Origin of the sequence: Erwinia sp., assembly GCF_049696395.1 — a bacterium.
GTDB lineage: Bacteria > Pseudomonadota > Gammaproteobacteria > Enterobacterales > Enterobacteriaceae > Erwinia.
This window is the reverse complement of sequence record NZ_JBAVTT010000105.1, coordinates 1-22117: the sequence shown is the minus strand read 5'-3', so window position 1 is coordinate 22117 and position 22117 is coordinate 1. Positions and strand designations below refer to the sequence as shown.

At 56.2% G+C, this 22117-nt stretch carries 21 protein-coding genes and 1 pseudogene; 8 read left to right on the top strand and 14 right to left on the bottom strand.

Annotation, left to right across the window (positions count from 1 at the left end):
* A partial coding sequence (locus WCC56_RS13080; protein WP_424692790.1) for a methyltransferase occupies window positions 1–408 on the top strand: 408 nt, incomplete at its 5' end.
* A gap of 69 nt (window positions 409–477) precedes the next feature.
* Here the strand turns inward: WCC56_RS13080 and WCC56_RS13075 are convergent.
* Window positions 478–1194: a polyphenol oxidase family protein gene (locus WCC56_RS13075; protein ID WP_424692789.1), complete on the bottom strand. Its 717-nt coding sequence runs from the start codon at window positions 1192–1194 to the stop codon at window positions 478–480.
* A 129-nt stretch (window positions 1195–1323) separates the two neighbouring features.
* Here WCC56_RS13075 and WCC56_RS13070 point away from each other — a divergent pair, with 129 nt between their 5' ends.
* Window positions 1324–2130: a 5'-nucleotidase, lipoprotein e(P4) family gene (locus WCC56_RS13070; protein ID WP_424692791.1), complete on the top strand. Its 807-nt coding sequence runs from the start codon at window positions 1324–1326 to the stop codon at window positions 2128–2130.
* A gap of 5 nt (window positions 2131–2135) precedes the next feature.
* On the opposite strand, the gene WCC56_RS13065 is transcribed toward WCC56_RS13070, so the two are convergent.
* Window positions 2136–4145 (bottom strand): FAD-dependent oxidoreductase, encoded by a 2010-nt coding sequence (locus WCC56_RS13065; protein WP_424692788.1) that lies wholly within the window; start codon window positions 4143–4145, stop codon window positions 2136–2138.
* A gap of 177 nt (window positions 4146–4322) precedes the next feature.
* Between WCC56_RS13065 and WCC56_RS13060 the strand changes: the two genes are divergently transcribed.
* Window positions 4323–5642 (top strand): gluconate:H+ symporter, encoded by a 1320-nt coding sequence (locus WCC56_RS13060; protein WP_424692787.1) that lies wholly within the window; start codon window positions 4323–4325, stop codon window positions 5640–5642.
* Window positions 5643–5683: 41 nt separating this feature from the next.
* Here WCC56_RS13060 and WCC56_RS13055 read toward each other — a convergent pair whose 3' ends face one another.
* The 8 genes from WCC56_RS13055 to galB are packed head-to-tail and all read right to left on the bottom strand — an operon-like array spanning window position 5684 to window position 13026.
* Window positions 5684–6988, bottom strand: a complete 1305-nt coding sequence (locus WCC56_RS13055; RefSeq protein ID WP_424692786.1) for a cytochrome c — start codon at window positions 6986–6988, stop codon at window positions 5684–5686.
* Entirely contained in the window at window positions 6985–8598 is a 1614-nt protein-coding gene (locus tag WCC56_RS13050; RefSeq protein ID WP_424692785.1) for a GMC family oxidoreductase, read from the bottom strand. Before WCC56_RS13050 ends, WCC56_RS13055 begins: the two co-directional genes overlap by 4 nt.
* Window positions 8591–9109: a sugar dehydrogenase complex small subunit gene (locus WCC56_RS13045; protein WP_424692784.1), complete on the bottom strand. Its 519-nt coding sequence runs from the start codon at window positions 9107–9109 to the stop codon at window positions 8591–8593. Before WCC56_RS13045 ends, WCC56_RS13050 begins: the two co-directional genes overlap by 8 nt.
* A gap of 26 nt (window positions 9110–9135) precedes the next feature.
* Window positions 9136–9585 (bottom strand): GlcG/HbpS family heme-binding protein, encoded by a 450-nt coding sequence (locus WCC56_RS13040; RefSeq protein WP_424692783.1) that lies wholly within the window; start codon window positions 9583–9585, stop codon window positions 9136–9138.
* Between the two features lies 1 nt (window position 9586).
* Window positions 9587–10471 carry a DUF1932 domain-containing protein gene (locus WCC56_RS13035; RefSeq protein ID WP_424692782.1) on the bottom strand — a complete coding sequence of 295 codons (885 nt, stop codon included), beginning with the start codon at window positions 10469–10471 and terminating at the stop codon, window positions 9587–9589.
* Entirely contained in the window at window positions 10468–11571 is a 1104-nt protein-coding gene (locus WCC56_RS13030) for a 4-oxalomesaconate tautomerase (protein ID WP_424692781.1), read from the bottom strand. Before WCC56_RS13030 ends, WCC56_RS13035 begins: the two co-directional genes overlap by 4 nt.
* Before the next feature lies 1 nt (window position 11572).
* A complete protein-coding gene (locus WCC56_RS13025) occupies window positions 11573–12286 on the bottom strand; it encodes a 4-carboxy-4-hydroxy-2-oxoadipate aldolase/oxaloacetate decarboxylase (protein WP_424692780.1) in 714 nt (237 codons plus the stop codon).
* Entirely contained in the window at window positions 12283–13026 is a 744-nt protein-coding gene (galB, locus tag WCC56_RS13020; RefSeq protein WP_424692779.1) for a 4-oxalmesaconate hydratase, read from the bottom strand. The genes WCC56_RS13025 and galB overlap by 4 nt, the downstream gene beginning before the upstream one ends.
* Window positions 13027–13153: 127 nt before the next feature.
* On the opposite strand from galB, the gene WCC56_RS13015 reads away from it, so the two are divergent.
* Window positions 13154–14380, top strand: a complete 1227-nt coding sequence (locus WCC56_RS13015; protein WP_424692778.1) for a LysR family transcriptional regulator — start codon at window positions 13154–13156, stop codon at window positions 14378–14380.
* Window positions 14381–14414: 34 nt separating this feature from the next.
* Here WCC56_RS13015 and aroQ read toward each other — a convergent pair whose 3' ends face one another.
* The 4 genes from aroQ to WCC56_RS12995 are packed head-to-tail and all read right to left on the bottom strand — an operon-like array spanning window position 14415 to window position 18335.
* Window positions 14415–14846: a type II 3-dehydroquinate dehydratase gene (aroQ, locus tag WCC56_RS13010; RefSeq protein WP_424692777.1), complete on the bottom strand. Its 432-nt coding sequence runs from the start codon at window positions 14844–14846 to the stop codon at window positions 14415–14417.
* A gap of 9 nt (window positions 14847–14855) precedes the next feature.
* Window positions 14856–15680 (bottom strand): amidohydrolase family protein, encoded by an 825-nt coding sequence (locus WCC56_RS13005; protein ID WP_424692776.1) that lies wholly within the window; start codon window positions 15678–15680, stop codon window positions 14856–14858.
* The gene (locus WCC56_RS13000; protein WP_424692775.1) at window positions 15680–16939 is read right to left on the bottom strand and encodes a gallate dioxygenase; all 1260 of its coding nucleotides are present in this window, start codon (window positions 16937–16939) and stop codon (window positions 15680–15682) included. The genes WCC56_RS13005 and WCC56_RS13000 overlap by 1 nt, the downstream gene beginning before the upstream one ends.
* Window positions 16940–16955: 16 nt before the next feature.
* Window positions 16956–18335, bottom strand: a complete 1380-nt coding sequence (locus WCC56_RS12995) for an MFS transporter (protein WP_424692774.1) — start codon at window positions 18333–18335, stop codon at window positions 16956–16958.
* Between the two features lie 899 nt (window positions 18336–19234).
* On the opposite strand from WCC56_RS12995, the gene WCC56_RS12990 reads away from it, so the two are divergent.
* The 4 genes and pseudogenes from WCC56_RS12990 to WCC56_RS12975 all read left to right on the top strand — a co-directional run.
* Window positions 19235–19861 carry a carbonic anhydrase gene (locus WCC56_RS12990; RefSeq protein ID WP_424692773.1) on the top strand — a complete coding sequence of 209 codons (627 nt, stop codon included), beginning with the start codon at window positions 19235–19237 and terminating at the stop codon, window positions 19859–19861.
* On the top strand, window positions 19858–21336 hold the full coding sequence (locus WCC56_RS12985; RefSeq protein ID WP_424692772.1) for a SulP family inorganic anion transporter: 1479 nt from the start codon (window positions 19858–19860) through the stop codon (window positions 21334–21336). The genes WCC56_RS12990 and WCC56_RS12985 overlap by 4 nt, the downstream gene beginning before the upstream one ends.
* 249 nt (window positions 21337–21585) lie before the next feature.
* Entirely contained in the window at window positions 21586–21678 is a 93-nt protein-coding gene (locus WCC56_RS12980; RefSeq protein ID WP_424692771.1) for a Hok/Gef family protein, read from the top strand.
* 107 nt (window positions 21679–21785) lie between these two features.
* Window positions 21786–22117 (top strand): annotated as a pseudogene (locus WCC56_RS12975) (AI-2E family transporter); the annotation flags it as partial.

Sequence of the window (22117 nt, the reverse complement as noted above, 5' to 3'; positions counted from 1 at the left end):
GTTATCGGCCTGACCGCGCTGGATCAGAACCCGGCTGCTGAAGTGCACTTTATCGATGAATCCTGGATGGCTGTGGCTTCCAGCGAGATGAACGTGGAAGTGAACCGCCCGGATGACAGGGACCGTTGCCACTTCTCAGTGAACCATTCACTGGCTGGCTATCCGTCGAACACCTTCCATGCGGTGCTGTGTAACCCGCCGTTCCACCAGCAAAACACGCTGACCGATTACATTGCCTGGCAGATGATGCGCGACTCTTATCGCTGCCTGCAGGAAGGGGGTGAGCTGCGCGTAGTCGGTAACCGTCATCTGGATTACTACCGCAAAATGAAGAAGCTGTTTGGTAACTGCACCACCGTTGCTTCAAACCAGAAGTTTGTGATCCTGCGTTCGGTGAAGATGCGCTAACGGCTTTTACAGGCTTGATGCCTGACAATAAAGGCGGTCCTTGCAAAGGGGCCGCCTTTTTTTATGGCCTTAATCCAGCTTGCGGATCCACGAGAAACGTTGCTGATAGCCGTGATCGAAATGGCTGTTACGGCGGTAGCTGGCCTGCTCTTCAGCCATGCAGTAAGTACAAATCTCGCTCAGCTCAATCTGCGCTTCCGGCACGCCTTCACGCATAGCCATCCTTTTTGCCAGCAACGGCAAATCAAACCAGACGCCTTCCGTCGTGCCTTTTGCCTGTGCACGAACCGCCTGCGGATTACCCGGCTGTTGCGCTGAGCAGGCGACCAGCCCGGCGAGATCGTTGGGGTTTTCCTGACGGATGCGCTCGATACGCTCTTCACCCAGTTCATAGCAGCAGGGGCCGATCGCTGGTCCAATAGCGATCATCAGGCTGTCCGGCGTTGCGCCACGTTCGCACATCAGTCGCAGCGTATTGATCAGCACGCCGCCCAGCGCGCCGTTCAGGCCAGCGTGGACGGCGGCAACCTGCTTCTGCCGGGTATCCGCAATCAGGACAGGAAGACAGTCGGCGGTATAGACCGTAACTGGCCGCGTGCCGGTGCCAATTAAGCCATCCGCTTGCTGGCTTTTCACCGGCAGCGCCTCACTGTCCAGCACCACATTCGGGCTGTGGCGCTGATGGTTATAGATACTCTCCTCCGGTGGACGCTCTCCGGCTGGCAGAAAAGCGTGATCGAGCCACTCCAGCGAAGAGAGCAGGGGCGAGCGATAGGGTTGCGGCATGATCCAGTCCTTTACGTTGTCAGCAGGCGAACAATCTCTTCACATTACGAGGGAGATGCTACATTTTTAAGGCGTTAATTCGATAGCCTTTCTATCCCTTATTCTGGCAGGAGATCACCCACCTTGAAAATGAAAAGAACCACTACGTTAAGTGCCGCTGTTCTGGTCGCTCTGGCGCTGGCTGGCTGTGCACCGCAAAAACAGGATGCCGCTAACCAGCTGAATCAGCAGTCGGTGATGGCACTTAACTGGTTCCAGCAGTCTGGTGAATATCAGGCGCTGGCCTATCAGGCGTTTAATTTTGCCACGCTGGCGTTTGATAAAGCCCCGTCGCTGACCGGCAAGCCAAAGGCGGTAATTGTCGATCTGGATGAAACAATGATTGATAACAGCGCCTACAGTGCCTGGCAGGTAAAAGCTAACCAGCCGTTTGCTGATAAAAGCTGGTCAAGCTGGACGCAGGCCAGACAGGCGACAGCCGTGCCGGGCGCGGTGAGCTTTGCCAACTACGTCAACAGCCACGGCGGCACGATGTTCTATGTGTCCAACCGGGATAACCAGGATGCGGCAGCCACGGCGGAAAACCTCAAGCAGCTGGGCTTCACTGGCGTAAGCGATAAAACGCTGCGCCTGAAGACCGACAGTTCGAACAAGCAGGCGCGTTTTGATGCCATCAAGGCGGAAGGCTACGATGTGGTGCTGTATATCGGCGATAACCTCAATGACTACGGCGCAGCGACTTATCATCAGGGCAACGCCCAGCGCCGTGCCTTTGTGAACCAGAACAATCGGCTGTTCGGCACGCAGTTCATCATTTTGCCGAACCCGCTGTATGGCGACTGGGAAACCGGTCTGGGTGAAGGCTATAACAAGCTGACGCCGGAGCAGAAGCTGCAAACTCGCGACGCCAACCTGAAGGCATGGAACGGTAAATAGGCGATTCAGATCGACAATGCCAGCCGGGTTCCCTGAGCAATTGCCCGGCGGGCATCCAGTTCCATCGCCACCTCCGCACCGCCAATAATATGCACTGGCTTGTGCAGAGCTTTCAGCGACTCTGCCAGCTCACGGTTGGGTTCCTGTCCCGCGCAAATCACCACGTTATCGACTTCCAGCAGCTGCGGCTCGCCGTCACGCAGAATATGCAGACCGCTGTCGTCAATCTTCAGATACTGCACGCCGCCCCACATTTTCACCGCCCGCATCTGCAAACTGGCCCGATGGATCCAGCCGGTCGTTTTGCCCAGTCCGGCACCGGGTTTGCCTGGCTTACGCTGCAATAACCAAATCTGCCGCTCAGGCTGCGGGAATACTGGCGGAATCAATCCGCCTGGCTGCTGCAATGTCTGGTCGATTCCCCATTCCTGGCAAAACGCGGCAATGTCCAGGCTGGTGGACGGCCCGTGCTGGCTGAGGTATTCCGCGGTATCAAACCCAATCCCGCCTGCACCAATCAGCGCCACACGCGGGCCGACCGGTTTTTTGTCCCGCAGCACATCCAGATAGCTGAGCACGGAAGGGTGATCCAGACCGGGAATAGTCGGCAGACGGGGTGTTACGCCAGTGGCGAGCACGATCTCGTCGAACTCTGTCAGTTGAGCCGCTGTTGCGTCTTGATTCAGCTTCAGCGTCACACCAGTCAGCGCCAGTTGTCGGCGGTAATAACGCAGCGTTTCGCTGAACTCTTCTTTGCCCGGGATTTGCCTGGCGAGATTGAACTGGCCGCCAACCTGTGGCGAGCGATCAAACAAGGTGACTTTATGGCCGCGAGCGGCAGCATTCACCGCAAACGCCAGGCCTGCCGGTCCAGCGCCAATCACCGCCAGTCGTTTCACTGTCTGAGTCGGAATAACCGGCATCTCGGTTTCATGGCAGGCACGCGGATTGACCAGACAGGAGGTGATCTTCCCGGCGAAAATCTGGTCCAGACAGGCCTGATTACAGCCGATGCAGGTATTGATTTCGTCACTGTGCCCGGACTGGGCTTTGCTGACCCACTGCGCATCGGCCAGGAAGGGCCGTGCCATCGAAATCATATCCGCGCAGCCGTCATCAAGCAGAGATTGAGCCACGTCAGGGTGATTAATCCGGTTAGTGGTAATCAGCGGGATAGTCAGGTGCTGGCGAAGTTCTTTTGTCACCCAGCCAAAAGCGCCGCGAGGAACGGACGTGGCGATCGTGGGAATGCGCGCCTCATGCCAGCCGATGCCGGTATTGATCAGGCTGGCTCCGGCACGCTCAATGGCTTTTGCCAGCTGAACGGTCTGCGGCAACGTGTTGCCCTGTTCGACCAAATCCAGCATCGACAGCCGGAAGATGATGATAAATTCCCGGCCTACGGCTTCCCGTACCGCTTTCACAATCTCAATGGCAAAGCGCATGCGGCGGGTTTCATCGCCTCCCCAGTCATCCTGCCGCTGGTTGGTACGTGCTGCCAGAAACTGGTTAATCAGATAGCCTTCTGACCCCATGATCTCAACGCCGTCATACCCGGCCTCCTGCGCCAGTGCGGCGCAGCGGGCAAAATCCCGGATCAACGCCAGAATATCGTCGCCGTTCAGTTCATGCGGCTTGAACGGGTTAATCGGGGCCTGAAGCGGTGAAGGGGCAACAAGTGAGGGCTGATAGCTGTAACGCCCGGCGTGGAGGATTTGCAGCGCAATTTTGCCACCAGCCTGATGCACGGCTTCAGTGACCGGACGATGGTGCTCAAGCTGATCCCGATGATTCAGCACGGAAGCGCCAGCCATAACCACACCTTCAGCAGAAGGCGCGATGCCGCCGGTAACAATCAGCGCCACGCCCGCAGCAGCACGCTCGGCATAAAAGGCCGCCAGACGGCGCGGCCCGTCCGGATGCTCTTCCAGCCCGGTATGCATCGAGCCCATCAGCACGCGGTTTTTCAGCTGGGTAAAGCCCAAATCAAGCGGAGAGAACAAGGAAGTGTTCATAAGACCCTGAAAGTGAGTGGTCGGATGAGTGCTACTGTAGCGATCAACAGCCCATTGTTAAAGTGTTGTTAACCGGAGTGTGATGTGCCGCCAGGTATTGCGCTTTTTCAGCGGCGTAGAGCCGCAGAAGCAACTACACCTAATGCATCTTCTGGCTCTTTTCTTCAAGGAAATCCCATGCCTGTAACCATCATAGCGTTTGGCGTGATCCTGCTTCTGGTGCTGATGATCGTCTTCAAAGTGAATGGCTTTATTGCATTAGTGTTTGTCTCTGCCGTGGTCGGCGTGGCGGAAGGAATGACGCCGCTGGCGGTTGTTGCCTCGATTCAAAAAGGGATTGGCGGCACGCTTGGCAGCCTGGCGATGATCCTCGGATTTGGTGCCATGCTCGGCAGGCTGGTGTCAGACACCGGCGCAGCGCAGCGCGTAGCCACCACGCTGATTGCCGCCTTCGGCAAAAAGCATCTGCAATGGGCGCTGGTGGTCACCGGGCTGATTGTCGGTCTGGCGATGTTCTATGAAGTGGGCTTCGTGCTGTTATTGCCGCTGGTCTTTACCATTGTGGCGGCTGCGCAGATGCCGCTGCTGTATGTTGGCGTGCCGATGGTGGCGGCACTTTCGGTCACTCACTGCTTCCTGCCACCGCATCCTGGCCCAACGGCGATCGCCACCATCTTTGGGGCGAACATTGGCACCACGCTGCTTTACGGTCTGATCATCACTATTCCCACGGTGATTGTCGCCGGGCCGATCTTTTCCCGCTTCCTGAAAAGCTTTGAGCGCGAACCCCCGGAAGGCTTGTTCAATCCGAAGATCTTCGAAGAACACGAAATGCCGGGCTTCTGGATCAGCATCTTCGCCGCCGTGATCCCGGTGATCCTGATGGCGGTCGCCGCCGTGTGTGAGCTGACGATGCCGAAAGAGAATCCGGTTCGTCAGTTCTTTGAATTTATCGGTAATCCGGCTGTAGCGCTGTTTATCTCAGTGGTGGTGGCGGTGCTGACGCTTGGCCTGCGTAATGGCCGCAAGATGGAAGAAGTGATGGAGATGTGTGGCAGCTCGATTGCGGCCATCGCTATGATTGTGTTTATCATCGCTGGCGGCGGCGCGTTTAAGCAGGTGCTGGTCGACAGCGGCGTGGGCAATTATATCGCCGATCTGATGAAAGGCTCGTCACTTTCGCCGTTGCTGATGTGCTGGACCGTAGCCGCGATGCTGCGAGTGGCGCTGGGATCGGCAACCGTTGCGGCGATCACCACCGCCGGGATCGTGACGCCGATTATCGCTATCACGCATACCGATCCTGCGTTGATGGTGCTGGCGGTGGGATCGGGTAGCGTGATCGCCTCACACGTTAACGATCCAGGCTTCTGGCTTTTTAAGGGCTACTTCAATCTGACCGTTGTCGAAACGCTGAAAACCTGGACGGTGATGGAAACCCTGATCTCGTTCCTCGGCCTGGCAGGCGTGTTGATCCTCAATGCCATTATCCATTAAAGAAAAAAGCCTTCAGGAAGAGCCTTCCTGAAGGCTGGGTATCAGGGCTTATCGCCCTGGCTGTAAACCGGCGGAGAGGCGAGTTGGGCCTCTTTGCGCCGCTCAGCAACCTGCTTTTCTGTCACCGACGCGGCAGAAGGATTACCGAACTCGCGGCTGACAAAGTTGCTGACATCGGCAACCTGCTTATCGCTTAGTTCAGGCGCAAACGGCGGCATAAAGACCTCGCCCTGGCTCATCTTTCTGTGTACGCCGTTCAGCACTACCGAGACCAGATTGCGGCTGTCCCACGCGCCGGTGGTGGTGTGCTTCATCAGCGAAGGATAAGCCCCAAAGCCCTTACCCGATCCGCCGCCATTGGCGCCGTGGCAGCTGGCACAGTTTCCGGCAAAGACTTCCGCTCCGGCAGGGTCACTGCGCCAGGCTTCAGAGCGTCCTCTCAGCTGGCTAACCGTGGTGGTTTCCTGCCCCCAGTCGCTGCGGGGTTGGGTCTGTTTATCGTCGCCAGCCGGTTTTACGCTGCGCAGATACAACGCGATATCCTGTAAGTCACTGTCCGGCAGATGCTGCAGGCTGTGTTCAATAGCTTCAGCCATCGGTCCTGATGCGCTGGCTCGTCCTGCCACAAAGCCCGTTTTCAGATAGGTCGTAAGCTGTTGATCGCTCCAGTTGCCGATACCGGCGTTTTTATCCGGCGTGATGTTCCACGCCATCCAGCCGCCAAGATCGCCGCCGGAAAGTGGGCTGTCGTTATCCATGCCTTTGGTGATAGTGCGCGGCGTGTGGCAGGTGCCGCAGTGCGCCAGCGCTTCCACCAGATAACGGCCATTATTCCATTGCTGGCTTTGGTCGGGATCGGGCTGAAGCTCGCCTTTCTCCAGGTTCAGCCATTTCCAGAAGCGCAGCCCCCAACGCTGATTGTAAGGGAAGGAGAGCTGCGTTTCCGGCGAGGCAACATGCACGGCAGGCAAAGAGAGCAGATAAGCACGGATCGCCAGCACATCCTCGCGGCGCATTTTGCTGAAGGCGTCATACGGCATTGCGGGGTAAAGCTGTTCGCCGCCTTTTCCTACGCCTTCACGAACGGCGGCAACAAATTCGTCTTCACTCCAGCGGCCAATGCCGTATTCAGGATCTGACGAAATATTGGTGCCGTAGATCTGCCCGAAGGGCGTGCTGACCGCAAAGCCGCCGCCAAAGGGTTTGCCGTTGGTCGCCGTGTGGCAGGCTGAGCAGTCAGCTGCCGTGGCGAGGTATTTGCCTCGCTCAATTTGGCTTTGATCGGCCTGAGCGGGGCTGAGAACAGCCGTGGTGAGAGACAGCGCCAGTAGCGTCATATTTCTCATGCTTTTGCTCCCAGGCTTCTCAGCACCGTATCCGCCATGCGCAGCGCCAGCGCCGTACCGGTCAGCGTGGAGTTTACCGTTGATGCGGAAGGCATAATTCCGGTGCCTGCGATATACAGATTAGGGTGATCGTGGGTGCGGCAGTCGGCATCCACCACGGAATCTTTCGGATCGCTGCCCATGATCATCGTGCCGGTAATATGCTGATTGTTATCGTAAACGCCGCGCTTGCTGTACACGGCTTCCGTGCCGCCCATCTCTGCCACCATCTTTTTAAAATCCTGCATCGACTGTTCATAACCACGGTGAACGTAGTCCGGGAAGCTGTAATAGACTTCCAGCCTTGGGATCCCCCAGGCATCTTTTTCGGTTTTGCTCAGCACCACGCGGTTTTCCGGTTCTGGCAGCATCTCCAGCAGGCATTTCAGCTGCACAAAGCGTTCCGCCTGCCAGCTCAGCTTGTCGTTCAACGCCTTGCCGTAATAGCCCTGTTTCACCAGGCGCTCGGTCAGATAGCGCACCGGAGAAGTGTTTGAAAGGTCGATACGCAGCGCCGAACGGTCTTTGCGGAACTCGCCATCTCGCAGGTTATTGATACTGCCTGGGCGCATTGGCCCACGGCCAAACCACACCGGCTCATCGGCATAAAACTCTACGGAAGATCCCGGATGATCCATCAGGTTGCGACCAACCATGCCGGAGCTGTTGGCGATGCCGTTGGGATAGCGATCGCTGGTGGAGAGCAGCAGCAACTTCGGGCTTTCAATGCCGTTGGCGGTCAGGACAAACTGCTTGCCGCTGATCCGATGGCTGACTTTGTTGCAGTCGAGATAATGCACTGCCTGGATAATGCCTTTGTCATCCGCTTCAATCCTGTAAACCACAGCGTTGGCGATAATTTTCACCCCGGCATCCAGCGCCTTACGGGCCGAAATTCCGCCGTGATACTGCGCATCAATCGGACAGACCGGCATACAGTTGTTGTTGCCGCAGCAGGCAGGGCGACCATCATAAGGCAGGCTGTTGCGCGCCTGCGGACCAATGCCAACGTCGTAACCCACCGGAGCCAGACGCGCTTTCAGCCGCTCAAAACCGTAGGGAAGCGGAATGCCGGGCAGCGGATAGGGACGCGAACGCGGCGAGTCCAGATCGTCATCACCAGAGACACCCATTTGGGCTTCCGCATCGCAATAATAGGGTTCCAGATCTTCATAGCTCATCGGCCAGTCTCGCCCCACGCCGTACAGCGTATTGAGGCGGAAATCATTTGGCAGCAGGCGAAAAGCCTGTCCAGCCCAGTGCCAGGTTGTGCCGCCTGTGCCACGCAGGTATTGGGCGCGGTAAGGATCCGGTCCTTTCTGGATCAGATAGTTATTATCCTCAGGGATAAATTTGGGCTGTGGCGCCCAGGGTTCTGGCGGATAAGGTTCAGTGAAATCGCCTTTAAACGGCGAATTGCGGAAATATTCAACGGCCTGATCCCGTTTGATTTCAGGGCCGGATTCCAGCATCAGCACCGAGACGCCAGCCTTGACCATTTTCAGGGCCGCCAGTGAACCGGCAATCCCGGCGCCAATCACCACCACATCTGCGCTGACATTCTCAGCCATGTGCATTGCTCTCCTTGCCTGGCGGTTGTGTCCAGAAATTGGCTTCACCCGGCGCATAGCTCGGAGGAAGTAACGAAGTCTGAACCACGCGATAACTGACGATATTCTCAAACGCCACACATTCCGGTTTTTGGCTATTGACCACGCCCAGATACCAGCCGGAAATCAACGTCTGATAAAGTTCCTGCACTGCCGCGGGCTGTTTAGCGAGAGTCACCAGCCAGCTCTCGCCTTGCGCAGCAGGCTGGCTGTTAAGCAGGTTAGTCAGGCTGTCCAGTTGCTCGTCCAGGCCCGCAACTTGCTGGTGAAGCCAGCTGTAAAGGCGTTGAGCCAACAGCGCATCAGGCTGCTCCCTGCCGGTGAGCTTTTGCGACAGCGAAACAAAGCTTGCCGGAACCGTAATGGCTGAAGCTGATGGCGCACGGGCGAAAGCGGGCAGCCACTGACCCAGCGCGCCAGCAACCAGCAGGCCCGTCGTGCCGGCTAGAAGCCGGCGACGTGTAAGAGACATGAGGTGACATCCTTTGCGGGTAGGGCTCAGTTCAGCGCGTTAGCGGCTGATTCCGAAGCCTGATTATCCAGTTCCTGTTCAGGTGTACTGACGCCAACCGCGCCCACAACTTCACCGTGAAGGGTAAGGGGGAAGCCGCCGCCAAGGGGAACGGCTTGAGGGATCGCCAGCACCGTCGTTTCGCCTTGTTGCAGGCGCTGCATAAACTTCAGCGAAGGCGCGTGATAAAGCGCTGAGGTTCTGGCTTTGCCGATGGAGGCCTCTACGCAGCCTGGCGGCGCTTTATCAAAACGCTGGAAGGCAATCAGCACTCCGCTGGCATCGACTACCGCCACGCAACCGGTGCTTTTAGCAGCCCGAATGCTGTCTCTGACGTGACCCAGCACGTGATCGGCCTGAGCGGCGTTGAGGCCTGCGGCGGCGCAGGATCCCACTGAGGCCAGCAACAGGCTGACCGATAAAATCAAACGTTTCATATCACTCCTTAGGGTAAATCTTGTCCAGCGTCTGCTGCCAGACAAAGGGAGTAAGCTGTTGATAGCGAAGTCCCCGTTGTGAAAGGGCATCGACCAGCCCTTGTTGTGTCCTGACAATGCCCTGGCTCATCGCCGGAATAACGTTAACGTCCTGCAGGGTTTGCACCACTTCACGCATCTCTTCAGCCCGGCGCTGGCCATGCTCAGCCACCCGGCTAATCAGGTAATCAGGCAAGGCGGCGTTCCAGCCCAGCGAAGGAAAACTGGCATGGAGCGAATCCAGCACGGCCTGCTCAACGCCATACTGGCGGGCGGCGCTCAGGCATTCGGTGGTTAACGCTTCCAGTCCTTTGATCATCACGCTGCGGCACATTTTAATGGCGGAGGCTTCACCGACCTGGCGGCTGCGATACTGGCTGTTCAGCCCCAGCGAACGCAGTTTTGCATTCAGGGTTTCAGCGGTTTCTCCACCCATCAGCAACGGTGTTTTCAGCCCTGCCGGTGGAACTGGAGCCATCACCGCTACATCGATATAGTCAGCGCCGCTGGCTTCTACTCCCTCTGCGGCAGCCAGTTTGGTCGCCGGGGCTACGGAATTCAGATCGAGAAAGGTTTGTCCGGCTTTGAGGTCGGCCGCGGCAGCCAGCGCCACCTTCAGCGATTCAGAAGCGGTAACCGTGGAGAAAATCAGCTCGGCACCCTGCACGGCATCACCTAACGAACGCGCAACATGCACGCCAGATTCGTCAGCTTTTTGCTGCATTGCTGCGCTGAACTGCGGCTGATCCAGCTTGCGGTCCCAGACCGTGACATCAGCCTGTTTAGCCAGTTCACGCGCCAGGATCCCGCCCGCTTCGCCAAAACCAATAAACGTAATTTTTGTCATTGTGGCTGCTCCTGTTGCGAAGTGAGGGGCCAGACAGACGCCGGGATCAGCACTTCACCTGCAAAAATCAGCCTGGCCGTGCGCAGCAGTCCTGCGCCGGTAAGCTGTTGCTGCTCATCGCGCTGCAGCAGCACGCTGAACTCGCCGTTTGGATGTTCGACGCTCAGACGCTGGTCGCGCTCGGTGCCAATTCTGGCGAGGCCGTCCGCGACGCTGCCCGCAATCAGGCAGGCGCTGGCCACGCTCACCGCACCCAGCACGCCGATTGAGGCGTGGCAGCGATGCGGAATGAATGTGCGGCTGTTGATTGCGCCGCCTTGTCGTGGCTCAGAAAGCAGCGTCATCTTCGGCACGGTTCGCTGGCTGACATCGCCAAGGTTCATCAACGGGCCAGCCTGCAGACGAACAGACTCAAGGCGCTGCTTCAGCTCGCGGTCGTTATCCAGCTGTTCACGGCTCTCGTAGCCTGTGCGACCCAAATCTGCCGCCCGCAACAACACCACCGGCATGCCATTATCGATGCAGGTGACTTCAATGCCGTCGAAGCAGTTGCGCGCCTGGCCGGTAGGCAGCAGAGAGCCGCAGCTTGATCCGGCGATATCACTGAAATTAAGCAGCACTTCCGCCGCCGTTCCCGGCACGCCATCGATCTTCAGCTCGCCGTCATAACAGACTTCGCCGTCTGGCGTGGCGATCTGCGCGACAGCGATCTGGCCGGTGTTTTCCATAAAGATCCGCACCAGAGTTTGGGGATCGCCTGCCTTAACCAGTCCACGTTCAAGGGCAAACGGGCCTACGGCGGCCAGTACATTGCCGCAGTTCTGGCCGTAATCCACGCTGGCCTTATCCACGTTCACCTGAGCAAACAGGTAATCCACATCCGCCTCTGGCCGGGCAGAGCGACAGACGATCGCCACCTTGCTGGTCAGCGGATCTGCGCCGCCCAGCCCGTCGATCTGACGGCTGTCCGGCGATCCCATTACCGCCAGCAACACGCGATCGCGGAGATCCTGTTGCTGCGGCAGATCGCTGGCCAGGAAGCAGGCGGCTTTGGAGGTTCCCCCGCGCATCAGCAGGCAGGGCAAGCGGCGCTGGCGCATATTACTTCTCCAGATCGTCGAGGGTGTCTACGTAGCGCAGGCCTTTCTCCGCCAGACGCGGGCGCATCTGGTAGATATCCAGGCCCAACTCTCCGGCGGCCATCCGCACGCGTTTGCTCTCTTCCAGCGCTTCACGCTGACGGGCACTTTCCGCCACCTGAGCGGCTTCAGCACGGGCCACCACCACCACGCCATCATCATCAGCGACAATCACATCGCCTGGGGTGATCAACTGACCCGCACAGACCACTGGAACGTTCACCGACCCCAGCGTTTCCTTCACCGTTCCCTGAGCGAACACCGCGCGTGACCAGACGGAAAAGCCCATTTCACGCAGCGTGCGGGAGTCACGAATACCATGATCGGCAATCAGCCCAATCACGCCGCGAGCCTGAAGTGAGGTAGCAAGCAGATCGCCAAAGAAGCCATCAACGGACGGAGAAGTGGGCACCGCAACCAGAATGTCGCCTGGCTTACACTGCTCAACCGCTACGTGAAACATCCAGTTATCGCCAGGAGCCAGCAGCACGGTGACGGCGCTTCCGGCAACCGATTTGTTCTGTTGAATCGGACGAATAGCCGCATCCAGCAACCCTTTGCGGCCCTGAGCTTCATGCACCGTTGCCACGCCAGACGTCGCCAGCGAGGCAATGTCATTTTTATCTGCACGCGGAATAGTGCGGACGACCACGCCTTTTTTACCGATTGCACTCATGCCAGATCCTCCGTAACCCGTGGGAAGATGCTCTGATATCCCTCGCCGAAAATGATGTCGCGGGCTGCGGTGATCCCGACATTGCGCTTCGCCTGCACGCCACGTTGCTGGGCCACACGGGTGTAGTATTCCCACAGATGTTCCTGCCCGGCCATGCACTGGATTGCGGCGTACTTTTTGTCCCAGACGTTGGTGATATCCAGCAGCACGTCAGGCTTCCAGTTGCACTGCTCAGGCTGGTGCGGTTCAAAGCAGTAGACCGGCGGAGCTGCAACGATCTTCTCGCCAGGACGGTAGCCTTCGGCCTGGGCGATGATCCGCGCTTCCTGCGCCAGATTGGTGGCCATCGGATGGTCATAGTTATAGGGATCCTGCAAGGAGTGAGTCAGGACAAAGTGAGGCTGCACGCGGCGATACACATCTGCCAGGCGAAACAACGCTTCTTTGTCCGGACGCAGCGGATAGTCGCCGAGATCGAAGAATTCGATGCTGGCACCGAGAATTTCCGCAGCGGCCAGCGCTTCAGTGCGGCGGGACTCTTTGACCCTCTCTTCGGTCATCGATGCGCCTTTGCGCCACAGCTTGGCGGATTCGCCGCGTTCACCAAAGGAGAGGCAGACGATGTGAACCTGATAGCCCTTTTGCTGGTGCAGCGCGATGGCACCGCCTGCACGCCAGACGAAATCGGCAGAGTGAGCGCTGACCACCAGAGCGGTTTTCGGGGAGGTAAACTCAGTCATGTTCGGGTTCCTTTGCGTTTTTTTTTATGCTGTCACTCTGGCTGACCGGGGGATAATTCATTTGATTGCAGTGGGTATGCGTTTTATTTATAGTCTGGCTCAGATCACAGGTTGAGAGGCGGCGGAAATGGCACAGGAAATTACCCGGCAGGAACTGACAAATCTGATGCAAATCAGGGCATTTAGTCAGGTTGTAGTGCAAGGGAGTGTCTCTAAGGCAGCCGATGAATTATTTCGTACTCAATCGGCGATTACTCGCGCAATACGTGATCTGGAACTCACTTTAGCGGTGCCCTTATTTGAGCGTCACGCGGGAGGAATGCGCCTCACCGACCTGGGGAAATGCATTCTGCCCCGTGCCGAGCGGGCGATAGAGGAGCTGCACGCGATCCCTTTATTGCTGAGTAAGCTTCAGGGCAAAGGTGGCCGGGCAGAGTCAGAACCGCTGTGGCTGTTCAACGTTCGTCGCCTGCAAATCTTCGTTAAGCTCTGCCAGACCAGACATATGCAGTCGGTTGCTCAGCAACTTGGGCTCAGCCAGCCAGCGGTTAGCGCCGCGTTAAAGGTGCTGGAAAACGGGGCAGGCATTGCGCTGCTGGAACGAACTCCTCACGGGATGATCCCTTCACTGGCTGGCCGGGAAATCGAGCCCAACATTCGGCGTGCCCTTAACGAGTTGCGTCATATTCCGGCTGATATTGCCGCCCGAAAAGGCGTGCTGGAAGGGACTGTGCGTGTGGGCGCTTTGCCACTTGGCCGCACCAGATTGCTGCCGCAGGCCATCGTCCGGCTGACGGCGCGTTATCCGGGGATCAAGGTAGTCACCAGCGAAAGTGCCTGGGGAATGCTGACTGCAGAAATGCGCTCCGGCGAAATAGACTTTATCTTCGGCGCGCTGAGGAATACTCAGGAAATCAACGATATCAGCAACGAAACGCTGTTTGCTGAAGAGATGGTATTGGTCGCCAGGCGCGATCATCCTCTGGCCCAGTCACCTGTCAGCAGCCAGGCGCTGCGCGAGGCGCGTTGGGTGCTGCCACGTTCGCATACGCCAGCCCGCAATCTGCTGGATAACTGTTTTCTGGCGATGGGCATCCCCACGCCGGATCCGGTGGTTGAGAGCGGCGATCTGGCGCTGGTTCGTGGCCTTTTGCGCGATTCCGATATGTTAGCTGCCGTCTCCGCACACCAGCTTGAGTTTGAACTGGCCTCCAAAGAGCTGGTGGTTTTGCCGATAGCCCTGCCGGATACCAGAAGGGCTATTGGGCTGAGCTACCGGACGGGCAGCCTGCCTTCACCAGCCGCCGAAGCGCTGATCGGCTTTCTGCGGGACGTGTGCCACAGCAGCGAATAACTTCAGGCTAATGTGCGGGAAGGGGCGTAATACCTTATTCCGCCCGCGCCGCTTCCATTAACGCATAACGATAGCCACGAATGCCGTAGCCACAAATCACACCCTGGGCAACATCGGACAGAAACGAGTGATGGCGGAAGGCTTCACGCTTGTGCACGTTAGTGATATGCACTTCCCACAGCGGCAGGGCTACGCCGGTTACCGCATCGCGGATCGCTACGGAGGTATGTGTCCAGGCGGCGGGATTGATCACCAACGCATCAGCATGCAAGCGAGCCTGCTGGATCCAGTCGATCATCTCGCCTTCGTGGTTGGTCTGGCGGAACTCAATCGCCACATCCAGTTCGGCTGCGGTATCACGACAGAGCTTTTCCACCGTTTCCAGCCTGTCTGAACCATAGGTTTCCGGTTCCCTTGTCCCCAGCAAGTTCAGGTTTGGGCCGTTCAATACGTAGATCGTTTTCATCTTTTTTCCTCAGTCGTGGAAGCCAAACAGGCGCTTTGGGGTGTCCCACAGGATTTTGCGGCGGGTGCTTTCGTCGGGGATCATTTTTTCCAGCAGCAGTAACTGGGTGCCCATATCCATCCTTTCGGTAGCACGCAAAAACGGCCAGTCCGAGCCCCATAAACAGGCATCTGCGCCAAAAGCCTCGAGCAGCGCCAGCAGATAAGGCTGGGCATCGTGCCAAGGGTAACTCTGACGGGAAAACTTCGCCATGCCAGACAATTTAACCCAGGCACGATCCTGCCCAGCCAGCGAAAGCAGCGCCTGAAACGCCGGTTGAGCCGGCCCGGCGCTCACGTCCGGACGGCCGGAATGGTCGAAAATCAGTTTGGTCCTTGTCCGCTTCAGCAGCGGCATCAGCGCCAGTAGCTGGTCATCCTGCACCTGAATCTGTGCAAACATCTCCAGCTCTGCCAGCCTGGCCATCAGGTCATCCAGCTGTAAAAAAGGTCCGGTGCCGAGCATAGCGACATTAAAAGCAATGCCAACAACGCCCTGATCCTTCAGGGCCGCCAGCGTGTTGCTGTCCACGTCACGCGGGGTTACCGCAATGCCTTTTGAGCGGCCATTTCCCTGGCGGATAGTCTCCAGCATGCAGCTGTTATCAAGGTTGTAGGCCGACGTAGGGCCCACCATCAGTGAATGGCGGATGTTGTACGCCTCCATCACCGCCTGATAGTAAGCCGGTGTCGCCAGCTCATGGCCTTCCGGGTTGTAACCGCTGTTCGGGTCATACGGAAAATTAGCCGGATCGAACACATGATGATGGCAGTCAATAATCGGTAATGAAGGCATCAGGACGATTTCCCCGCTACGGAGTAGAGCACCTGCTGATTTCGGGTTTTCTGGAACTCTTCCAGCGACACGCCGCGCATGGCCGAATAGATATGCAGGTTGGAGACGCCAACTACCGCACCTAGTTTTTCCAGCAGGAAGAAACTGACCCCGTACTGGATCATGCCGCGCCAGTCCAGCCCAGCGATCAACGTCCGTTCTTCCGGCGTCAATCTGGCTTCGTCATACAGCGCTTCAGGTTCCTTGCGGAAACGATCGCGCCAGGCTGGCTGGATCATCTTGTGCAGGAATTTGTTGATCCTTAGCGCCTTCAGGCTACGGGCCTGAGTGAACGGATAGGTGCCTGGCAGCTTTTCCACACCGCTGAGTTGCAGGTTGATCTTATCGCGCTGGCGCTGATGCACATCAACAGGGGCTTCCCTGGCCTGGTTTTCCAGGATCAGGGTAGCGATGCCGGTCATCGACGGCAGGTAATAAGCCTGATGCAGTTTCTCAACGTTGGCAGAAAGCGCGCCGCGCATCACCAGCCACATAATCACTTCAGATCCTTCCAGACCGCCCAGCGTAGCGTATTCTGCCAGGGTGATCTCGGTCAGGCGTTCAGGATCGTTCACAATCATATCCACGAACTGCGCATCCCAGTCAGGGTTGTTGAAGCCACAGCGTTCCCCGTGCACCTGGTGAGACACGCCGCCTGTCGCCACTACCGCTACTTTCAGATCTTCCGGGAAGCTTTCCACTGCACGGCGCAGCGCCTGGCCCAGCTTGTAGCAACGGCGGGCTGAAGGAATGGGGAACTGCAGGACGCCAATCGCCAGCGGCACAACCTGCATCGGCCAGCCGTTATCACAAGGCGCCAGCGCGGAAAGCGGTGAGAACAGCCCATGATCCAGCGCCTTGTCCTGGAAGAAGGACATATCGAACTCATCGGCCATCAGGCTGGCACCAATGTGCTGAGATAACGCCGCGTGACCCTTAACCGGAGGCAAATCGCGCGGGCCGCCGCCTTCATCTGCAACCGCATACTGCTCATCAATGCCCAGCGTGAATGCCGAATAGTGATCGAAGAAGAAGGAGGTGACGTGATCGTTGAACACGTACAGCAGCACGTCCGGTTTCTTCTCTTCCAGCCAGCGTTGCATTGGGGCAAAGCCTTCGAAAATCGGTGCCCAGGCGCCTTCTTCTTGCTTGTTATGGTCGACTGCAAAGCCAATGGTTGGCGTGTGGGAGACGGCCAGACCGCCGATGATAGTAGCCATAGTTCTCTTCCTTCACTTATCGGTTATTCAGGGTGCGCGAGAGGGACGGCAGGTCGTTAAGGTCCACGCCCTTCAACTGCTTGCTTACCTGCGCATTCTTATGTTGAGTAATGGAAAGCGCCGCCAGCAGAGCCGGGATCGCTAACACAATAAAGATGCTGGTTTGCCCCGGGAACACGCCCAGCAGCACGCCACCCAGCGAAGAGCTGATAATGGCGCCGCTGCGGCCAATTCCGTGCATCCAGCACACGCCGGTGGCGCGCATTTCGGTAGGGTAAAAAGCGGGTGAGAAGGCCTGCAGACCAGTCTGAGCCCCGTTAATACAGATGCCACTGATAAACACCAGCAGCGCCAGCAGGTTCGGACCAAAGCCCCAAATGCCTTGCGACAGCAGGCAGAAGCAGCCCATCAGATAAAAGGCCGCAATGACATATTTCGCCTTGAGGCGATCCATCAGGCTACCGACCAGCAGGCCGCCAACGGTTCCACCCAGCTGGAATAACCCAGCAACGATGGCCGCACGCTCTAAGGTGACGCCGCCAGAACGCATAATGGTAGGCAGCCAGCCGTTAAGCAGGTAAATGACAAACAGGCCCATAAAGTAGGTCAGCCACAACACAATTGTCCCGCCGGCATAGCCCTTGCTGAACAGCTGAAGCACCTGCGCTTTTTTGGGCACAATCGGGGTTGAAAGCACAAATGCGGTGGTCGCGCTGAACTTACCGCCTAATTTGTTGAGGACCGTGGCAATTTTTTCGCGGCTGACGTTCCGCACAACCATAAACATAGCGGACTCTGGCAAGACCCAGATCAGCACGGGCAACATCAGCAGTGGCATTGCGCCGCCGAACAGCAGCACTGACTTCCAGCCGAAGTGCGGCAGCATGCCAGCCGCAATAAAGCCGCCCATTCCTGAACCGATGTTAAAGCCGCTGTACATCAGGGTGATCATCAGGCTGCGGCGACGTTCGGGCATATATTCAGAGACCAGCGTTACGCAGTTTGGCATCACCGCGCCAAGCCCCAGCCCGGTAAGGAAACGCAGAAACGCCATCTCCAGCGGTGAATTGGCAAAGGCGCTGCCCAGGCTGAAGCAGGCAAAGCAGGCAATGGAAATCAGCAGGATCTTTTTGCGGCCAAATTTATCGGACCACGGGCCAGCCACCAGCGCGCCAATCGCCACGCCGAACATTGCTGCGCCGAGGATTGGGCCCATTTCGGCATGGGAAATGCCCCAGTCTTCAATCAGGGCAGGGGCGATAAAGCCCATTACGGCGGCGTCATAACCGTCGAACAGGATGATCAGGAAACACAGGGCCAGGATCAGCCATTGTTTGCCCGAGATGGCGCGGGAATCAATCCATCCCTTTACGTCGACAATGTCGTGGTTGCTCATAGGGTACGCTCTCTGTTTTTTTTATTAATCCGTGACCGGGTTAAAAAAAAATCCACTCACCTGGGATTGACGGGTGGTGTTTTTATCTTTTTTTGAGGTAAGGCTGCTCTGTTTTTTTATTATAAAACAGCCAGTTATAATGTTGTTGTTTTGTTGTGCCCATACCAACTTAAGCAGGGGCAGAGGCTTTGTCTGCCGTAAAAAGGTTATAGAGGCATGAGTTTTATTTATTTTGTGAGGTGTGCCTTAATATGAAACCGGCAGGTTTAGCGGGCTTTTGAAACTGGCTGGCAAGCGTCAGGTTCATAAGGCAGAAAGGTCTTTGAAGAGGGATACCCAGAAATACAGTGGACAAAAAATAGGGAGTGTAAAGATGTTCAAATATTTCAGTGTATTTCTGACGTTTCTTGATAAAGAGCGTGATTAGTTATCAGCTTATTTGTTCCTGGTGAAATAAAAATATTCCTATCTTGACCAGATGGGATATTCATTCACGCACAAAATATAATGATAAAGCGGTATATTTAAGAGACTGCCATCCTATTTAATGCACTTATTCGTCATAGGATATGCTTATACTTAATAAATGTATTTTGAATGCGCGTTAATGTAACCACATGAAATTACTGTGGATCTATTGATTACTTTAGTTTCTTAAATTGGGCTTAACTTCATGTTTTTAGAAATCAATGCTTAACGTGTTAATTTAACAAAAATTACATTCAGTTATTTGCTTATGGTTAAGAATAATCTTAATATTTTAATGCCAGTCTAAAATAGCAGAACTTATTACAGCAGTTGTGTACATACTTAAACGGAGGCTGTTCCTCTGTTAACACTTATTTCCATTTATTTGGCGCTCAGGTTTATTCCTGTAGTACTTAAAGAGAGACTGTATTTTGACGACACTAAAACCCCTGTTAGCGAAAAACCGCAGTTGGGCCTTACAGCGCCGCCAACGCAATCCTCACTACTTTCGCCAAAACGTGCATTCCCAGCAGCCGCACTCGTTGTGGATTGGTTGTTCCGACAGCCGCGTACCCGCTGAAGTACTGACTGGCGCTCACCCCGGTGAGCTGTTCGTTCACCGGAATATCGCCAATATGGTGGTTGAAGGTGACGATAATTTTATGAGCGTGCTGCAGTACGCTCTGGAGTACCTGAAAGTTTCCCGCATTGTCCTCTGCGGCCATTATGGCTGCGGCGGTGTTCAGGCCGCGCTGTCGTTGCCGAACATCCCTTTATCTGACGAGAACTCACCGCTAGCACGGCGAATAACTCAACTGCGAAGTGCGATGGCACCAGGGCTGGCAAAAGCCGAAAGCATTGAGGATGAGCGCGAAAAGCTTAATCATCTGGTGGAGGCAAACGTTCTCGCGCAATTTTCTCACCTGATCGCCGCTGAACCGGTACTGAATATCTGGCGGTCTGGCGTGGATCTGGATGTGTTTGGCTGTGTCTATGACCTGGAGTCCGGGCATCTGAAAGAGTTAATTCAGCAAAGTGCAGAGGAAAAATCGCCATGAACTTAAGTCATCTTCGTCGGGATATCCCGGCTGGTCTGGTCGTGTTTTTGGTTGCCTTGCCGCTTTGTCTGGGCATTGCGCAGGCCAGCGGCCTTCCACCTTTTGTCGGTCTGCTTACCGGGGTGATCGGCGGGCTGGTGGTCACCACCTTCAGCCCGTCTAAATTCGCCGTCAGCGGCCCGGCAGCCGGTCTGGTTACCATCGTGACCGGCGCCATTGAAACCCTTGGCTCGTTCTCAGCGTTGCTGTTCGCCTTAATCATCGCGGGCGTATTGCAGTTTATGCTTGGCGTGATGCGGGCAGGGCGGTTTATCACCCTGGTTCCCGGCACGGTAATCAAAGGCATGCTGGCCGCCATCGGTATTTTGCTGATCATGCAGCAGATCCCGGTAGCGCTGGGGGCTTCTGAAGAGAGTGAACTCAGTTCGCTGATCACCGGTGGCGCCTTCAGTGTCTCAATCCCTGCGATCGTTGTTTCCGGCATCGGCCTGTTTATTCTGTGGTTCTGGTCGACGAAAACCGTCAAAAATATCAAGGTGCTGAGCTGGATGCCCGGCCCGCTGGTAGCGGTGCTGTTTGGTTGTATGGCGACGGTGATCGGTGGCCGGATGTTCCCGGACATTATCAGCAATCTGCCACGCATTTCCCTGCCTTCGTTCGACAGCCTGCAGGCGCTGACTGGCGAATTAGAACGCCCCGACTGGAGCGTCTGGCAGAACCCTGCGGTGTATATGATTGCCGCTACGTTAGCTATCGTCGCCAGCCTGGAAACGCTGCTCAGTCAGGAAGCGTTGAAAAAGCTTCGTCCGCAGAATCCACCACCATCGCCAGATAAAGAGATGCGCGCGCAGGGGATTGGTAACCTGATCAGTGGCTTCCTGGGCGGCTTGCCGATCACGGCCGTGATTGTCCGCAGCTCGGTGAACGTGAGTGCAGGCGCGCAAAGTAAAATATCGATCCTGATCCACGGCGTATTACTGTTGGTCTGTGGCCTCTATTTCAGCGAGATGCTGAATGCGATCCCGTTAGCCAGCCTGGCAGCCGTACTGCTGTATACCGGTTATAAACTGGCTACACCGCGTCTGTTTGTGGAGCAGTTCCGTCAGGGTGCCCAGCAATCGGTGCCGTTCCTGGCGACCATCGGCGGCATTTTAGTGTTTGGTATGTTGGCAGGGATTGGGATAGGTCTGGCAACGCAGATCCTGTTCAGCATCTATAAAAGCCATCGCGGAGCGATGCTGTTAACGCGCTATGACGACCATTTTGTGTTGCGCTTCCAACAGAACCTGACTTTTATGCACAACCCTCGTCTGAAAGGTTTGCTGGCGGAGATCCCGGAGAACAGCGTAGTGATCGTCGATCACGACAACGCTGAATATATCGACCCGGATGTCAAAGCGGTACTGAAGGACTTCGGGGAAGGCGCGCAGAAGCGTGGCATCGTGCTGAATCAGTGGCCGGTCAAACTGGCCTGATCGGACTTGCATTGAGGTTACATAAATATCAGATCCGCCGCGAGTTCTTGTCATCTGGCGATAAACGGAGAAAAGGATTGAGGTAGACTGCGCGGCGGGTGCTCTGGATCTTTTTGTCCTGAGCATGCGTAAGGGACAGAAAGAGAAAGGCCCCACACGAAGTTAATCTGAGTGAGGCCAACCCTTATGCCTAGCAACATAAAGGTAGCCTTTTACCTGCTGAAAAGCAACGGAAGGAGGAAGCCAAAGATGGCGCAAAAACTGCTCTTCCTGAGTCTGCTGGTGGTCTGTGTGACGGTGTTGATTTTCACCTGGCTAACCCGTGGCTCGTTTTTAATATAAAGGTTTGCAATTAGATCCACCTCAAGCCAGACCTCAAAGTCTTTTATTGCAAAAGCGGGATAGCGTTCTATGCTTCGTGGGCAAAAATGCGCTTTAGAGGGACTGACATGAGATTTAACGGCCTGGCAAAAGGATTTTTCATCCTGATCCTTTTTATAGTAACAGTGGCTTTTCTTGATGTACTGGGGCCGTACTACTCTTCGGTATTGTGGGCTGCCATCCTGGCGGTGATCTTCCACCCAATGAAAACAAAACTCCGGCAGATGATGGGGGACAGGAACGGTCTGGCGACATTCGTCACGCTGCTGGTTATCTGTCTGATCGTCTTTACACCGTTGGCGATTCTCGTTTCTTCCATGGCAATTGAATTCAACGTGGTGTACACCAAGCTGCAGGGCAACAATATGCAGCTGCCAACCATCATGGCTGAGGTGATGCA